At 70.3% G+C, this 15,459-nt stretch carries 9 protein-coding genes and 1 pseudogene; 6 read left to right on the forward strand and 4 right to left on the reverse strand.

Translation table 11 applies throughout. The annotated features are described in order from the left end of the window. Window positions 1–291: 291 nt before the first annotated feature. Window positions 292–1,740, forward strand: coding sequence for an NCS2 family permease (locus RNL97_RS10535; protein WP_030577208.1), 1,449 nt, complete (start codon window positions 292–294; stop codon window positions 1,738–1,740). A 78-nt stretch (window positions 1,741–1,818) separates the two neighbouring features. Here RNL97_RS10535 and RNL97_RS10540 read toward each other — a convergent pair whose 3' ends face one another. From RNL97_RS10540 to RNL97_RS10550, 3 genes are all read right to left on the reverse strand, one after another. Continuing rightward, window positions 1,819–2,166, reverse strand: a complete 348-nt coding sequence (locus tag RNL97_RS10540; protein ID WP_030577205.1) for a VOC family protein — start codon at window positions 2,164–2,166, stop codon at window positions 1,819–1,821. A gap of 61 nt (window positions 2,167–2,227) precedes the next feature. Next, entirely contained in the window at window positions 2,228–2,680 is a 453-nt protein-coding gene (locus RNL97_RS10545; RefSeq protein ID WP_313750610.1) for a GNAT family N-acetyltransferase, read from the reverse strand. Window positions 2,681–2,732: 52 nt separating this feature from the next. Beyond that, on the reverse strand, window positions 2,733–3,383 hold the full coding sequence (locus RNL97_RS10550; RefSeq protein ID WP_075266441.1) for a mycothiol-dependent nitroreductase Rv2466c family protein: 651 nt from the start codon (window positions 3,381–3,383) through the stop codon (window positions 2,733–2,735). A gap of 177 nt (window positions 3,384–3,560) precedes the next feature. Here RNL97_RS10550 and pepN (RNL97_RS10555) point away from each other — a divergent pair, with 177 nt between their 5' ends. From pepN (RNL97_RS10555) to RNL97_RS10570, 4 genes are all read left to right on the forward strand, one after another. After that, window positions 3,561–6,152, forward strand: coding sequence for an aminopeptidase N (gene pepN, locus RNL97_RS10555; protein ID WP_313750611.1), 2,592 nt, complete (start codon window positions 3,561–3,563; stop codon window positions 6,150–6,152). A 214-nt stretch (window positions 6,153–6,366) separates the two neighbouring features. Next, window positions 6,367–7,434, forward strand: coding sequence for a hypothetical protein (locus RNL97_RS10560; protein ID WP_313750612.1), 1,068 nt, complete (start codon window positions 6,367–6,369; stop codon window positions 7,432–7,434). 335 nt (window positions 7,435–7,769) lie between these two features. Continuing rightward, on the forward strand, window positions 7,770–11,078 hold the full coding sequence (locus RNL97_RS10565) for a S8 family serine peptidase (RefSeq protein ID WP_313750613.1): 3,309 nt from the start codon (window positions 7,770–7,772) through the stop codon (window positions 11,076–11,078). Between the two features lie 254 nt (window positions 11,079–11,332). Beyond that, window positions 11,333–12,361 (forward strand): aspartate-semialdehyde dehydrogenase, encoded by a 1,029-nt coding sequence (locus RNL97_RS10570; protein WP_030577189.1) that lies wholly within the window; start codon window positions 11,333–11,335, stop codon window positions 12,359–12,361. Between the two features lie 97 nt (window positions 12,362–12,458). Here RNL97_RS10570 and RNL97_RS10575 read toward each other — a convergent pair. After that, window positions 12,459–12,665 (reverse strand): annotated as a pseudogene (locus RNL97_RS10575) (type II toxin-antitoxin system PemK/MazF family toxin); the annotation flags it as partial. Window positions 12,666–12,727: 62 nt separating this feature from the next. Here RNL97_RS10575 and pepN (RNL97_RS10580) point away from each other — a divergent pair. Continuing rightward, entirely contained in the window at window positions 12,728–15,304 is a 2,577-nt protein-coding gene (gene pepN / locus RNL97_RS10580) for an aminopeptidase N (RefSeq protein ID WP_030577186.1), read from the forward strand. Window positions 15,305–15,459 lie beyond the last annotated feature (155 nt).

The following is a 15,459-nucleotide window of genomic DNA, read 5'->3' on the forward strand; positions in this document are numbered from 1 at the left end:
GTGGTGGGTGCACACACGGAGAGTAGGGGAGTTGTCACCGCCACTTCCATGCCCCCTGTCGGCTGACTGCCGGTTTGACGGAAAAGTTCACCGTCGATTCCGTAGGAACGCACAGGAGCGAAGAGGTGCCAACTAGACGCTCTACGCGGGTAGTTGCGATCCCACGGGTGCCGCGTATGATCCGCTCGCAAGGTGCCGCATGTGCGTTCGCACAGCGCCTGCCACGCCCTTCGGGCAGCGTCGGCGCCCACCCGTCCCCCTCATTCATCCGCACGCCCAGGAGACTCCGTCATGCACGCCAGCCCGACCAGTCCGCCGCCCGACGCGAAGCCCGCCGGAGAGGGCGGCGCCGTCGACCGGTTCTTCCGGATCAGCGAACGCGGCTCGACCTACCTACGGGAGATACGCGGCGGATTCGCCACCTTCTTCACGATGGCATACATCCTGGTGCTCAACCCGATCATCCTCGGCGGGGCCGAGGACAAGTTCGGCGAGACACTGGACAGCGTGCAGTTGGTCACCGCCACCGCTCTGGTCGCCGCGGTGATGACGCTGATCATGGGTGTGGGCGGCAACCTGCCGCTGGCCCTGGCGGCGGGACTGGGGATCAATGCCGTCGTGGCCTTCCAGATCGCGCCCCTGATGAGCTGGGAAGACGCGATGGGGCTCATCGTGCTCGAGGGGCTGCTGATCTGCGTTCTGGTGGTGACCGGGTTGCGCGAGGCGATCATGCACGCCATCCCGCAGCCCCTGAAGCAGGCGATCAGCGTCGGCATCGGTCTGTTCATCGCCTTCATCGGCTTCGTGGACGCCGGGTTCGTCACCCGCATCCCCGACGTCGCGAACACCACCGTGCCCGTCCAGCTCGGCACCGGCACGCTCACCGGCTGGCCGATGCTCGTCTTCTGCCTCGGCGTGCTCCTGACGATCGTGCTGCTCGCCCGGAAGGTGAAGGGCGCCATCCTCATCAGCATCGTCCTGATGACCGTCGTCGCCATCGTCATCAACGAGATCGCCGACATCAAGGCCTGGGGCCTGACCTCGCCCTCGATCCCCGGCAACCCCGTCGCCGCTCCCGACTTCGGACTGCTGGGCCAGTTCGACCTGTTCGGGTCGTTCGGTCAGGTCAGCGTGCTGACGGTCGTCCTGCTCATCTTCACCCTGATCCTGTCGGACTTCTTCGACACGATGGGCACCGTCGTGGGTGTCACGGCGGAGGCCGGTCTCCTCGACGAGCGGGGCCAGGTGCCCGGTCTCGGCCGCGTCCTGCTCATCGACGGTGCCGCCGCCGTCGCCGGTGGCGCCGCGTCCTCCTCGTCGGCCACCACCTACATCGAGTCCGCGGCGGGTGTCGGTGAAGGGGCCCGCACCGGCTTCGCCAACCTGGTCACCGGTGGGCTGTTCGCGCTCGCCCTCTTCCTCACGCCGGTCCTGACCATCGTACCGATGCAGGCCGCGGCGCCCGCCCTCGTCGTGGTCGGGTTCCTGATGATGACCCAGGTCAAGCACATCGACTGGGACCGCTACGACGTCGCCATCCCGGCCTTCCTCACGATCGTCGTCATGCCGTTCACCTACTCCATCACCAACGGCATCGGCGCCGGCTTCGTCGCCTACGTGGTCATCAAGGCGTGCCTGGGCAAGGCGCGCGAGGTCCACTGGCTGCTGTGGGGCACCGCGGCGCTCTTCCTCGTGTACTTCCTCATCGATCCGCTGGAGCAGGTGCTCGGGATCAAGTAGCGGAAACCCGGGGCGGAAGGGTGGGTCCCCGGGGTCGGTCGACCCCGGGGACCGCAGGGCTCCGCGCCCCGGCAGCAGTCAGTGGCCGCCCGCGTCCGCCAGGCAGAACTCGTTGCCCTCCGGGTCCTTCAGGACCGTCCAGGCCATCCCCTGCATCGACTGCTCGCCGACGACCGTCGCGCCCAGCTTCGCCAGGCGCTCCACGTCGGCCGGGCGGTCGGGCGAGGCGAAGTCGATGTGCACCCGGTTCTTGCCGGGCTTGGGCTCGGGCACCCGCTGGAAGCCCAGGACCAGCGGGGTGGCCGCGAGGACGACGAACGCGTCGTAGTCCTGGGTGTCCTCGACGCCCAGCGCCTCGGCCCACCAGGCGGCCAGCGTCTGGGGGTCGGCGCAGTCGATCGTGATCATCTCCGGTGAGATTCGCATGCCCCTCACCGTACGGCGCACCAGTGACAACGCCCCGCAGCACCGGGGCTCGTGGGGCCGCTCAGACCAGGACGACCTCCAGCAGCGGCAGCTCGCGGCCCGGAAGGGAGCCGGACGGCGTGGCACCGATCCGGACCGCGCCCATGGCCCGGTAGAAAGGCTCCGCGTTCGGGTCGGCGTCGAGGGTGAGGCGGGTGAAGCCCAGGCGGCGCGCCTCGTCCATGGTGTGGGTGAACAGGCGCCGCCCGACGCCCCTGCCGATGGTGTCCGGCTCGACGAACATCATGCCGAGCGCGCCCTTCGGCGGCTCTCCGTCCAGGGTGGTGAAGCCCAGGATCCGGCCGTCCTCCTCGGCCACCGCCGTCCGCCGCGCCGCCACCTCCGCGGGGCGCATCGTCAGCTCCTCGCGGCAGGCGGCCAGGAACTCGGCGTCGTACTCCCAGTGGCCCTTCGACCGCAGGGCCAGGTCCGTCAGGGCGGCGGCCTCGGCCGCCTCGCCCGCTCGTATCCGCATGGAGGCAGTCTCCCCCACGCGGATACCCGCCCTCGCGGATTCACGGCCCGCGTCAGTCGAAGATCGGGCCCTGCGTCCGGGTCCGCTTGATCTCGTAGAAGCCGGGGATGGACGCGACCAGCAGCGTGCCGTCCCAGAGCTTCGCAGCCTCCTCGCCCTTGGGGGCGGGAGTGACGACCGGGCCGAAGAAGGCGACCTGCTCACCGTCCGCGCCGGGGACCGCGATGACCGGGGTGCCGACCTCCTGGCCGACCTTGTCGATGCCCTCCTGGTGGGAGGCGCGCAGCTCGGTGTCGTACGTGTCCTTGTCGGCGTACTCCGCGAGGTCCTCCGGCAGGCCGACGTCCTTCAGCGCGGCGGCCACGGCCTCGCGGGTGGGGCCCTCGCCGTTGTTGTGGAAGCGGGTACCGAGCGCGGTGTAGAGGGGGCCGACCACGTCGTCGCCGTGGAGCTGCTGGGCGGCGATGACGACCCGGACCGGGCCCCAGGCCTGGTTCTCCAGCATGTCCCGGTACTCCTCGGGCAGCTCGTCCAGCTTGTCCTCGTTCAGGACGGCCAGGCTCATCACGTGCCACCGGACCTCGACGTCGCGGACCTTCTCCACCTCCAGCATCCAGCGCGAGGTCATCCACGCCCAGGGGCAGAGCGGGTCGAACCAGAAGTCGACCGGGGTCTTGCCGTTCGCCGGGGTGTTCTCGGACATGTCTCTCCTCTGAAGGGGCGGGTTCCACAGCGGGGCGTGGCGCACGGAGGCGTCTTCCACCTGGGGCGAGAACGTCTCCGAGGAGCGGCTCATTCCCTGGATGCCACCGCCGGAAATCGCATGCAAGGATCAATGGGTTCGAACACGACACAAGACGCGCGTCACGAAGGAGTGCCCGTGCCCGGTGAAAACCTGTCCCGCGACGAGGCCCAGACGAGGGCCGAGCTGCTGACCGTCGACGGATACGAGGTCGCTCTCGACCTGCGGTCCGCCGTCGGTGAGCCCGAGGGGACCGGCGGGGACGGCGGTCCGCTGACGTTCCGGTCACTCACCACGATCCGGTTCCGCTCCGCCCGGGCCGGCGCCTCGACCTTCGCCGACCTGGTCGCGCCGGGTGTGGACGCCGTGACGCTGAACGGGACGGCCCTGGACCCGGCGGTCGTGTTCGACGGTGCCCGGGTGGCCCTGGACGGGCTCCTGGAGGGCGAGAACGTCCTCGTGGTCGACGCCCGCTGCGCGTACAGCAGGACCGGCGAGGGCATGCACCGCTTCGTCGACCCGGAGGACGGCGAGGTCTACCTCTACACGCAGTACGAGCCGGCCGACGCCCGCCGCGTCTTCGCCAACTTCGAGCAGCCCGACCTCAAGGCCCCCTACCGCTTCCGGGTCACCGCTCCCGAGGGCTGGCGGGTCTGGTCCAACGGGGCCGAGGAGTCCCACGAGGGCGGGGTGTGGACCTTCGCCGAGACGAAGCCGATCTCCACGTACATCACGGCCGTCGTCGCCGGTCCGTACCACTACGTCAGCGACCACTACAGCCGTACGTTCGACGACGGCACCACCCTGGACATCCCGCTCGGCGCGATGTGCCGCAAGGGGCTCGCCAAGCACTTCGACGCGGACGACGTCTTCCTGATCACCAAGCAGGGCCTGGACTTCTTCCACGACCACTTCGACTACCCGTACCCCTTCGGCAAGTACGACCAGGCGTTCGTGCCGGAGTACAACCTCGGGGCCATGGAGAACCCGGGCATGGTCACCTTCCGCGAGGAGTACATCTACCGCGGCAAGGTCACGTCGGCGGCCTACGAGCGGCGGGCCAACGTCATCCTGCACGAGATGGCGCACATGTGGTTCGGCGACCTGGTCACCATGGAGTGGTGGGACGACCTGTGGCTGAAGGAGTCCTTCGCGGACTTCATGGGCTCCTTCTCGATGGTCGAGGCGACCCGGTTCACCCATGGCTGGATCACCTTCGCCAACAACCGCAAGGCCTGGGCCTACCGCGCCGACCAGCTGCCCTCCACGCACCCCGTCACGGCCGACATCCGTGACCTGGAGGACGCCAAGCTGAACTTCGACGGGATCACGTACGCCAAGGGCGCCTCCGTGCTGAAGCAGCTGGTGGCGTACGTGGGGCGCGACGCGTTCCTCGAAGGCGCCCGGCGCTACTTCAAGCAGCACGCCTACGGGAACACCCGGCTCGGGGACCTGTTGTCCGTGCTCGCCGAGACCTCCGGGCGGGACATGACCGCCTGGTCGCGCTCCTGGCTGCAGACGGCGGGCGTCAACGTACTCACCCCGGTGCCCGCCTACGACGGGGCGGGCGTCCTCACCGAACTGGCCGTCGTCCAGGAGGCCGCCGCCTCCCACCCCGAGCTGCGCCCGCACCGCGTCGCGGTCGGCCTGTACCGGCGTACGCCGGAGGGCGAGCTGACCCGGTACGCGCGCGCCGAGGTGGACGTGGCCGGCGAGCGGACCGTGGTGGAGGCGCTGGCCGGCTCCGAGCGGCCCGATCTGATCCTGGTCAACGACGACGACCTCACGTACTGCAAGGTCCGCTTCGACGAGGGTTCGCTGGCCACGCTCCGCGACCACCTGGGCGAGATCACCGACCCGCTGGCCCGTGCCCTGTGCTGGTCGGCCCTGTGGGGCCTGACCCGGGACGCCGTTCTCCCGGCCCGTGACTTCGTCGCGCTGGTGCTGGCGTTCGCCGGCCGCGAGAGCGACATCGGCGTGCTCCAGATGCTGCACGCCTGGGTGCAGTCCGCGCTGGTCGACTACGCGGCTCCCGACTGGCGCGAGGAGGGCGGCCGGGCGCTGGCCGAGGGCGCGCTGCGCGAGCTGAGGGCCGCCGAGCCGGGCAGCCAGCACCAACTGGCCTGGGCCCGCTTCTTCGCGGCGGTCGCCTCGTCCGAGGAGGACTTCCGGCTGCTGGGCGGGCTGCTGGACGGCACGGCACGGATCGACGGTCTCGACGTCGAGCAGGAGCTGCGCTGGGCCTTCCTCTCCCCGCTGGCCTCGCACGGGGCGGCGGACGAGGAGGCGATCGATGCCGAACTGGCCCGCGACGACACGGCGTCCGGCAAGCGTCACCACGTACGGTGTCTTGCCTCGCGGCCGTCGGAAGCGGTGAAGGCACAGGCGTGGGCGGCGGTCGTGGAGTCGGACAAGCTGTCCAACGCGCTGGTCGAGGCGACCATCGCGGGCTTCGGTCAGCCTTCGCAGCGGGAGCTGCTGGCCCCGTACGCCAAGCGCTACTTCGAGGTGATCGAGCGGATCTGGGCGGAGCGGTCCATCCAGATCGGTATGCATGTGGTGCGGGGGATGTTCCCGGGTCTCCAGGACAGTCCCGCGACCCTCGCGGCGACCGACGCCTGGCTCGGCGAGCACGAGGACGCGGCCCCGGCGCTGCGGCGGCTGGTGCTGGAGGCCCGGGACGATCTCGCGCGGGCGCTGCGCGGGCAGGAATGCGACCGGGCCGCGTGACCCGAGGGGCGTGACCGAGGGGCGCTCGGGTACGGCGTGCGTGCGGCGCGAAAGCGGCGCTCGTACATCCGCCCGGGACGCCCCTCCCCGATTCCCGGCGCGACGGCCCTTTTCGGTTGTCGAACGTCCGTACTTCAGGACGGCGCTGTCCGGGAATGTCGACGGGTGTGTAACAGGGGTTAGGGCCCCCTCCGCGGGCGGGAAACCCCGGGACATGACCCAGAACACCCCGCTCTCCGCCCGCCTCCCGCGTCTCCCCCTGCACCCCGATGATGTGACGCTGCGTGTCCTGTCCGCCGCACAGTTGAGGGCGCGGGGCGTGACCGCCGCGCAGACGTCGGCCCAGTGTCTGCCGGGCGGTCCCTGGCAGCACCTGCTGCCGGGGGTCTATCTGCTCCACCCGGGCCCGCCCACCGGCCAGGAGCGGCTGCACGGGGCGCTGCTGTACGCGGGGCGGCCGCCGGCCTCCGTACGGCGCGCCGCCGCGGGCCCGTCGGACGGGGGGTACGGGGAGGCGATGGTCACCGGGGTCGCCGCGCTCGCGCTGCACGGTTTCCTTTCGGTCGGGGAGCTGGGCGCGCTGCACCGGATCGACGTGCTGGTCCCCCGCACCCGGCGGCTGCGGTCCACCCGGTTCGTGGAGGTGCTGCGGACCGCCTCGATGCCGGGCCCGGTGCGGGTGGGCGAGGTGCCCGTCGCCCCGGTGGAGCGGGCGCTCGCGGACGCGGTGGCATCCACGTCCGACGCGGCGGACGTCCGGCGGCTGCTGACCGAGGCGGTACGCGACGGGCACTGCGAACCTGGTTCCGTGGTACGCGAGTTGAGCGAGGCGAAGCTGCTGGGGCGGCCCGCCGTGGTGGGCGCGGTGGACGCGCTGCTGGCCGAGGGGCGGGTGGTGGCGGAGGCGCGGCTGTACGCGATGGTGCGCGAGCACGGGCTGCCGGAGCCGGTGTGGAACGTGGAGCTGCGGCTGCCGGGCGGGCCGAGTCTCGGCGGGGTCGACGCCTACTGGCCCGATCACGCGGTGGCGGTGGAGCTGGACTCCCGGGCGCCCAGGCACGGCGTGCCCGGCCGGAGGGGCGGCCGGGTCCAGGAGGACCCGCAGTGGTCCGCGTACGCCGCGAAGCGGGAGCATCTGGAGCGGCTCGGGGTCACGGTCGTCCACCTCACGCCGAGGAAGCTGCGCGAGGCTCCGGACCAGCAGGCGACGGTCGTACGGACGGCGCTGATGGCGGCGGCGGACCGGGAGCCGGCGGCGTATGTGAGGGTGCTGCCGCGTTGAACCGGGGGCGGCGATGGATCCGGACGGCGGATCCGGGGAGCCCGACCCCGCCCGCCCGGCCCGGATCACGGAGATCACCGGTGCGGATCACAGAGATCACCGGTCCGGACCACCGGCACCGCTGGTCCGGACCACCCGCCCCGCCACTCGTGTCCTCAGGCGCCACCGGCGTACCGTTTGGCCCCATTTCTCCCTCGTGGCATATCGCGCCCCATGGCGGATCTATGCCATGTCCCTGACTCGTCTCCGTCAACTCTCCACAAACCCCTGTCATTTACGACAGGCTGAGCGGTCATCCGGTACCGAATTCCGGACTCTCTCTTTCAATTACAGGGATGCTGATGACCAAGGAATCCCCCAGCTCCATACCCGGGGCGAGACGCGCGGCTCGTATCGCGGCCGCTGCCGGTCTGGCTGCCGCGCTGGCCGCCTCCGGCGCCGCACCGGCCCTCGCCGTCGACGACCCGGCACCGGCACCCGTCAAACCGGCCGCCACCAGCGACCGGGGCGACAAGCTCGGCAAGGCCGACGCCGATGTTCTGGCGAAGGCCGAGGCCAAGGGCGAGAAGAGCATCACCATGATGGTCGCCACCACCCCCGGGGCGACCGAGCAGGTCAGCAAGCAGCTGGACGCCGTCGAGGGCTCCGTGCTCGGCCAGACCTACGACAAGCTCGGCTACGTCCGGGCGACGGTCCCGACGAGGAGCGCCGAGTCCACCATCAAGGCGGCCTCCAAGCTCTCCTCCGTCCTCGGCATCGATCTCAAGCAGGAGATCAAGCTGGACGACCCGACGCCCAAGGGCGACCGGGCCGCCGGGTCCAAGCAGACCAAGGCCACGGGCAGTTACGCGGCGCCGGGCAAGAAGACCCCGGCGAAGAACCCGTACAACCCGTCGTTCGAGACCGGCGCGGTCGACTTCGTCGCGAAGAACCCGAAGGCCGACGGCCGCGGGATCACCATCGGCATCCTGGACTCCGGCGTCGACCTCGGCCACCCGGCCCTGAAGAAGACCACCACCGGCGAGCGCAAGATCGTCGACTGGGTGACCGCCACCGACCCGGTGAGCGACGGCGACGGCACCTGGCTGCGGATGACCGAGTCCGTCAGCGGCCCGACGTTCACGTCCGGCGGCACGACGTACGCGGCCCCCGCGGGCAGCTACAAGTTCGCCACGTTCGCCGAGTCGGCCACCACCGGCGGCGACATGGCGGGCGACCTCAACCGCGACGGTGACACCACCGACGTCTGGGGCGTGCTGTACGACCCGGTCACCGGCACCACGCGGGTCGACCTGAACAGCAACGCGGACTTCTCCGACGACAAGGTCCTCAAGCCGTACAAGGAGAAGTTCCAGGTCTCCTACTTCGGTGAGGACGACCCGCGGACCCCCGTCGTCGAGCGCATCCCGTTCGTCGTCGAGACCCGCAAGGGCGTCACCTACAACGCGGCCGGCGCCAAGGCCGACTTCGTCAACATCGGTGTCATCGAGGGTTCGCACGGCACCCACGTCGCGGGTATCACCGCGGCCAACGGGCTGTTCGGCGGCGAGATGAACGGTGCCGCCCCCGGTGCCAAGATCGTCTCCTCGCGCGCCTGCACCTGGTCCGGCGGCTGCACCAACATCGCGCTGACCGAGGGCATGATCGACCTCGTCGTCAACCGCGGTGTCGACATCGTCAACATGTCGATCGGCGGCCTGCCGCCGCTGAACGACGGCAACAACGCGCGCGCCGAGCTGTACAAGCGGCTCGTCGACATCTACGGCGTGCAGCTGGTCATCTCGGCCGGCAACAGCGGCCCGGGTCTCAACACGATCGGCGACCCGTCGCTCGCCGACCACGTGATCTCGGTGGGCGCGTCGATCTCCAAGGAGACGTGGGCGGCCAACTACGGCTCCAACGTCACCAAGAAGTACGACATGATGCCCTTCTCCTCGCGCGGTCCGCGTGAGGACGGCGGCTTCACGCCGATCATCTCGGCGCCGGGTGCGTCCATCAACACCACCCAGACCTGGGCGCCGGGCGGTCCGGTCAAGGAGGCGGGTTACGACCTGCCGGCCGGCTACTCCATGCTCCAGGGCACCTCGATGGCCTCCCCGCAGGCCGCTGGCGCTGCCGCGCTGCTGCTGTCGAAGGCGAAGCAGACGGGCATCGAGCTTCCCCCGGCCGACCTGCGTGTGGCGCTGACCAGCACCGCGGGCCACATCGCGGACGTGCCCGCGCACGTCCAGGGCTCCGGGCTGATCGACATCGTCAAGGCCTGGAAGCAGATCTCCAAGCAGGGCAAGCCCGCGCACGAGTTCTCGGTGAAGGCCCCGGTCGACACCGCGATCGACTTCGCGCTCAAGGACCCGGGCTTCGGCACCGGCCTCTACGACCGCGAGGGCGGCCTGAAGGTCGGCGAGTCCAAGGTCTACGACGTGGTCGTCACCCGCACCACGGGCCCGGACCGCGACGTCCAGCACAGGCTGACGTGGAAGAACAACGACGGCACCTTCGAGCTCAGCAGCCCCGAGTACGTCTCGCTGCCGCTCGACACGCCCGTCAAGCTGAAGGTCAGGGCCAAGGCCAAGACCGCCGGGGTGCACAGCGCCGTCCTCCAGGTCGACGACAAGAAGACCTCCGGCGTCGACCACCAGATCATGACCACGGTCGTCATCGCCCACGAGCTGCAGCAGCCCGGATACGCCTACAAGGCGTCCGGCTCGGTGCAGCGCAACGGCACGACGTCGTACTTCGTCAACGTGCCGGAGGGCGCGAAGACCCTTGAGGTCGCCCTCAGCGCGCTGCGCTCGGGCAGCCAGACCCGGTTCATCGCCCTGCACCCGTACGGGACGCCGGTCGACCCGACCTCCACGGTCAACTGCTACCCGAACTACGAGAACCCGGCCAACACCTGCCGCCCGGACGTGCGCTCCTACAAGGACCCGCAGCCCGGCGTGTGGGAGATCGAGGTCGAGTCGCGCCGTACGTCGCCGGTGCTGGACAACCCGTACAAGCTGGATGTCTCGCTGCTCGGCGCGACCTTCGACCCGGCGGTGCGCACCATCGCCGAGGCGAAGATCGGTGCTCCGGCCGCGGTGGACTGGAAGGTCACCAACACCGCCGCCGCCCTCCAGGGCAGGCTCCAGGGCGGTTCGCTGGGCTCGGCCAAGGTGGACAAGCCGTCGATCTCCACGGGTCAGACCCGTGAGACCACGGTGACCATCGGTGCGGGTGTCGAGAAGCTCGACTTCGCCATCGGCGGTACGTCGGACGCCAACGCCGACCTCGACCTGTACGTCTTCCGGGGCGCCACGCAGGTCGGCAGCGGCACCACCGCCGGTTCCGAGGAGGCGGTCAGCCTGCTGAAGCCCGCGGCGGGCACGTACACGGTCGTCGTCGACGGTTACTCGGTCCCGGCCGGGTCGACCACGTACGACTACCGCGACGTGTACTACGCGGCGTCGCTCGGCACGATCAAGGTCGACTCCACCAAGGTGGTGAACCTGGCCAACGGCGCGTCCGCCCAGGTCGGCGCCGAGGTCGTGGTCGCCGGGGCGGCTCCCGAAGGCCGTCAGTTCTTCGGTGAGGTCCAGCTGGTCAACGCGCGCGGCACCGCCGCGGGCACCGGCAGCGTCGTGATCGAGAAGGTCACGCAGTAACGACCCCCGCGATACGAGGGCGGGGCGGGTGCTCGTGAGAGCACCCGCCCCGCCGTTCGTGTTCCTGGTCACAGGCCGACGACGCCGCCGCAGATGTTTCCCCACACGGGCAAGGACGTTGCAGAATCTGCGGTCCTCGCGGAAGGAGTCCGCAGGTCGGACAATGGATTGGACAAGGCGGGCCAGGACATACGCATCATGGAGCGGCATACGGACCGCACAGTCGCACAGGTGCACAGAACAGAGGAGTCCTCGTGAAGGTCGGAATCGTCGGCGCCACCGGTCAGGTCGGCACAGTCATGCTCAGGATCCTGGCCGAGCGCTCCTTCCCGGTCGACGAGCTGCGGCTGTTCGCCTCCGCCCGGTCCGCGGGCTCCACGATCGACTTCCAGGGCTCCCCCGTCACCGTCGAGGACGCCTCCACGGCCGACTACACCGGCCTCGACATCGTGCTGTTCTCCGCCGGCGGCGCGACCTCGAAGGCGCTGGCCGAGAAGGTCGCCGCCCAGGGCGCCGTGGTGATCGACAACTCCTCCGCCTGGCGCAAGGACCCCGAGGTCCCCCTCGTCGTCTCCGAGGTCAACCCGCACGCGGCGAAGGTCCGCCCCAAGGGGATCATCGCCAACCCGAACTGCACCACGATGGCCGCGATGCCGGTGCTGCGCCCGCTGCACGCCGAGGCCGGCCTCGAAGCGCTGACCGTCGCCACTTACCAGGCCGTCTCCGGCTCCGGGCTCGCCGGAGTCTCCGAGCTCCACGGCCAGGCATCCAAGGTCGTCGCCGACGCCGAGAAGCTGGTCCACGACGGCGAGGCCGTGGACTTCCCCGAACCCGGCGTCTACAAGCGTCCGATCGCCTTCAACGTGCTGCCGCTGGCCGGCTCGATCGTCGACGACGGCTCGTTCGAGACGGACGAGGAGCAGAAGCTCCGCAACGAGTCCCGCAAGATCCTGGAGATTCCGGAGCTGAAGGTCTCCGGCACCTGCGTCCGGGTCCCGGTCTTCTCCGGCCACTCGCTCCAGATCAACGCCCGCTTCGCCCGGCCGATCGGCGTCGAGCGCGCCGTGGAGCTGCTCAAGGACGCCGAGGGCGTCGAGCTGTCCGAGATCCCGACCCCGCTCCAGGCGGCGGGCAAGGACGCCAGTTACGTCGGCCGCATCCGGGTGGACGAGACGGTGGACAACGGCCTCGCGCTGTTCGTCTCCAACGACAACCTCCGCAAGGGCGCGGCGCTGAACGCCGTGCAGATCGCGGAGCTGGTGGCGGCCGAGCTGAAGGGCTGACCGCGGCGTCACACGTACCGCCGACGGGGCGGCCACCGGAGTGCGCCGGTGGCCGCCCCGTCGTGTGCGGAGGGTTCAGAGCGAGATGCCGGCAAAGGGCCGCGTCGATCTCGGCCACGCGCCGACGGGGGACCTGGCCGATCTGCCGCGAGAACCGCTCCTGAGCCATCGCTCGCACCTGCTCGCACTGGGCCTCGGAGTCCTTGGCCAAGCCGGAATCGCCCGCTTGAAGGAGCACCTGGAAGGGGCAGGGGCGAGAGATGGGTCCGAGGCGCGCAGCAGCTCGACAGCAGGTGCTGCCCATCGTCGAGCAGGGCCGGACATGGAAGGATGATCCGAAACGTCACCATCAAAGGAGATGACCGCGTGCCTGGCACGAATCTGACCCGCGAAGAGGCACAGGAGCGGGCGCGCCTGCTGACCGTGGACGCGTACGAGATCGATCTCGACCTCTCCGGAGCGCAGGAGGGCGGCACCTACCGGTCCGTGACCACCGTGCGCTTCGACTGCGCGGAGGCGGGTGCGGAGTCCTTCATCGACCTGGTCGCCCCGGCCGTCCACGACGTGGTGCTGAACGGCAAGGCCCTGGACGTGGCCGCCGTCTTCCGTGACTCACGGATCGCGCTGGTGGAGCTGCGCGAGGGCGCCAACGAACTGAAGGTCGTCGCCGACTGCTCGTACACCAACACCGGCGAGGGCCTGCACCGGTTCGTCGACCCGGTCGACGAGCAGGCCTACCTGTACACGCAGTTCGAGGTCCCGGATGCCCGCCGCGTCTTCGCCTCGTTCGAGCAGCCGGACCTGAAGGCGACCTTCCAGTTCACCGTGAAGGCTCCTTCCGGCTGGACCGTCATCTCGAACTCGCCGACGCCGGAGCCCAAGGACGACGTCTGGACGTTCGAGCCGACGCCGCGTATCTCCACGTACATCACGGCCCTGATCGTCGGCCCGTACCACTCGGTGCACAGCACGTACGAGAAGGACGGCCAGACCGTCCCGCTCGGCATCTACTGCCGCCCCTCGCTCGCGGAGTACCTGGACGCGGACGACATCTTCGCCGTGACCCGGCAGGGCTTCGAGTGGTTCCAGGAGAAGTTCGACTACGCGTACCCGTTCGCCAAGTACGACCAGCTCTTCGTCCCGGAGTTCAACGCGGGCGCGATGGAGAACGCGGGCGCGGTCACCATCCGCGACCAGTACGTCTTCCGCTCCAAGGTGACGGACGCGGCGTACGAGGTGCGGGCCGAGACCATCCTGCACGAGCTGGCCCACATGTGGTTCGGCGACCTCGTGACGATGGAGTGGTGGAACGACCTCTGGCTGAACGAGTCGTTCGCCACCTACACCTCGATCGCCTGCCAGGCGGACGCGGCGGGCTCGAAGTGGCCGCACTCCTGGACCACGTTCGCCAACTCCATGAAGACCTGGGCGTACCGGCAGGACCAGCTGCCGTCCACGCACCCGATCATGGCGGACATCAGCGACCTGGACGACGTCCTCGTCAACTTCGACGGGATCACGTACGCCAAGGGCGCCTCGGTGCTCAAGCAGCTCGTGGCGTACGTCGGCAAGGACGCCTTCTTCCAGGGCGTGCAGGCGTACTTCAAGGCGCACGCCTTCGGCAACACCCGCCTGTCCGACCTGCTGGGCGCGCTGGAGAAGACCTCCGGCCGCGACCTGAAGACCTGGTCGAAGGCGTGGCTGGAGACGGCGGGGATCAACATCCTGCGCCCGGAGATCGAGACCGACGAGAACGGCCACGTCACCTCCTTCACGGTGCTCCAGGAGGCCCCCGCGCTGCCCGCCGGCGCCAAGGGCGAGCCGACGCTGCGCCCGCACCGGATCGCCATCGGCGCCTACGACCTCGACGCGGGCGGCAAGCTCGTGCGCACCGACCGGATCGAGCTGGACGTCGACGGCGAGCGCACGGACGTGCCCGCCCTGGTGGGCAAGGCCCGTCCGGCGGTCGTCCTGCTCAACGACGACGACCTGTCGTACGCGAAGGTCCGCCTCGACGCCGAGTCGCTGCGGGTCGTCACCGAGCACCTGGGCGACTTCGCCGAGTCGCTGCCGCGCGCCCTGAGCTGGGCCTCGGCGTGGGACATGACGCGCGACGGCGAGCTGGCGACCCGCGACTACCTCTCGCTGGTGCTCTCGGGCATCGGCAAGGAGTCGGACATCGGCGTCGTCCAGTCGCTGCACCGCCAGGTGAAGCTGGCGCTCGACCTGTACGCGGCGCCGGAGACCCGTGAGGGCGCGCTCAACCAGTGGACCGACGCGACCCTGGCGCACCTGCGCGCCTCGGAGCCGGGCAGCGACCACCAGCTGGCGTGGGCCCGCGCCTTCGCGGCCACGGCCCGCAACCCGCAGCAGCTGGACCTGCTCCAGTCGCTGCTGGACGGCACCGAGTCGATCGAGGGCCTGGCCGTCGACACCGAGCTGCGGTGGGCGTTCGTGCAGCGGCTGGCGGCGGCCGGGCTGCTGGACGAGGAGGAGATCGCCGCCGAGTACGAGCGGGACAGGACGGCGGCGGGCGAGCGCCACGCGGCGTCCGCGCGGGCGGCCCAGCCGTCCGAGGAGGCCAAGGCCCGGGCGTGGGCCGCGGTCGTGGACTCCGGCGAGCTGCCCAACTCGCTCCAGGAAGCGGTCATCAGCGGCTTCGTCCAGCCGGACCAGCGTGAGCTGCTGGCCCCGTACACGGAGAAGTACTTCGCCTCGGTGAAGGGCGTCTCGGACACGCGCAGCCACGAGATGGCCCAGCAGATCATCGTGGGCCTCTACCCGGCTCTCCAGGTCTCGCAGGAGACGCTGGACGCCACCGACGCCTGGCTGGCCTCGGCCGAGCCGAGCGCGGCCCTGCGGCGGCTGATGTCGGAGTCGCGGTCCGGTGTGGAGCGCGCCCTGAAGGCCCAGGCGGCGGACGCCGCGGCGGCCACGGCCTGACACGCACACCCGGAGGGGCGTCCACTGCGCTGCGGCGGAGGGGGCGCCCCTCCGGCGTACGCTCGCGCGTCTGTCGTACGTCCGCGCGCGGGCGGGCCTCCCGTGGCCTACGGTCCGAAGGGTCGTCGCAGTCCTCGGAGGCAGGCCACGGGAGG

This window comes from Streptomyces parvus (assembly GCF_032121415.1).
Classification (GTDB): Bacteria; Actinomycetota; Actinomycetes; order Streptomycetales; family Streptomycetaceae; genus Streptomyces; species Streptomyces globisporus_A.

Coding starts and splice junctions, on each gene's coding strand:
- RNL97_RS10535 (WP_030577208.1), top strand. CDS start 292: ATGCACGCCAGCCCGACCAGTCCGCCGCCCGACGCGAAGCCCGCCGGA.
- RNL97_RS10540 (WP_030577205.1), bottom strand. CDS start 2,166: ATGCGAATCTCACCGGAGATGATCACGATCGACTGCGCCGACCCCCAG.
- RNL97_RS10545 (WP_313750610.1), bottom strand. CDS start 2,680: ATGCGGATACGAGCGGGCGAGGCGGCCGAGGCCGCCGCCCTGACGGAC.
- RNL97_RS10550 (WP_075266441.1), bottom strand. CDS start 3,383: ATGTCCGAGAACACCCCGGCGAACGGCAAGACCCCGGTCGACTTCTGG.
- RNL97_RS10560 (WP_313750612.1), top strand. CDS start 6,367: ATGACCCAGAACACCCCGCTCTCCGCCCGCCTCCCGCGTCTCCCCCTG.
- RNL97_RS10565 (WP_313750613.1), top strand. CDS start 7,770: ATGCTGATGACCAAGGAATCCCCCAGCTCCATACCCGGGGCGAGACGC.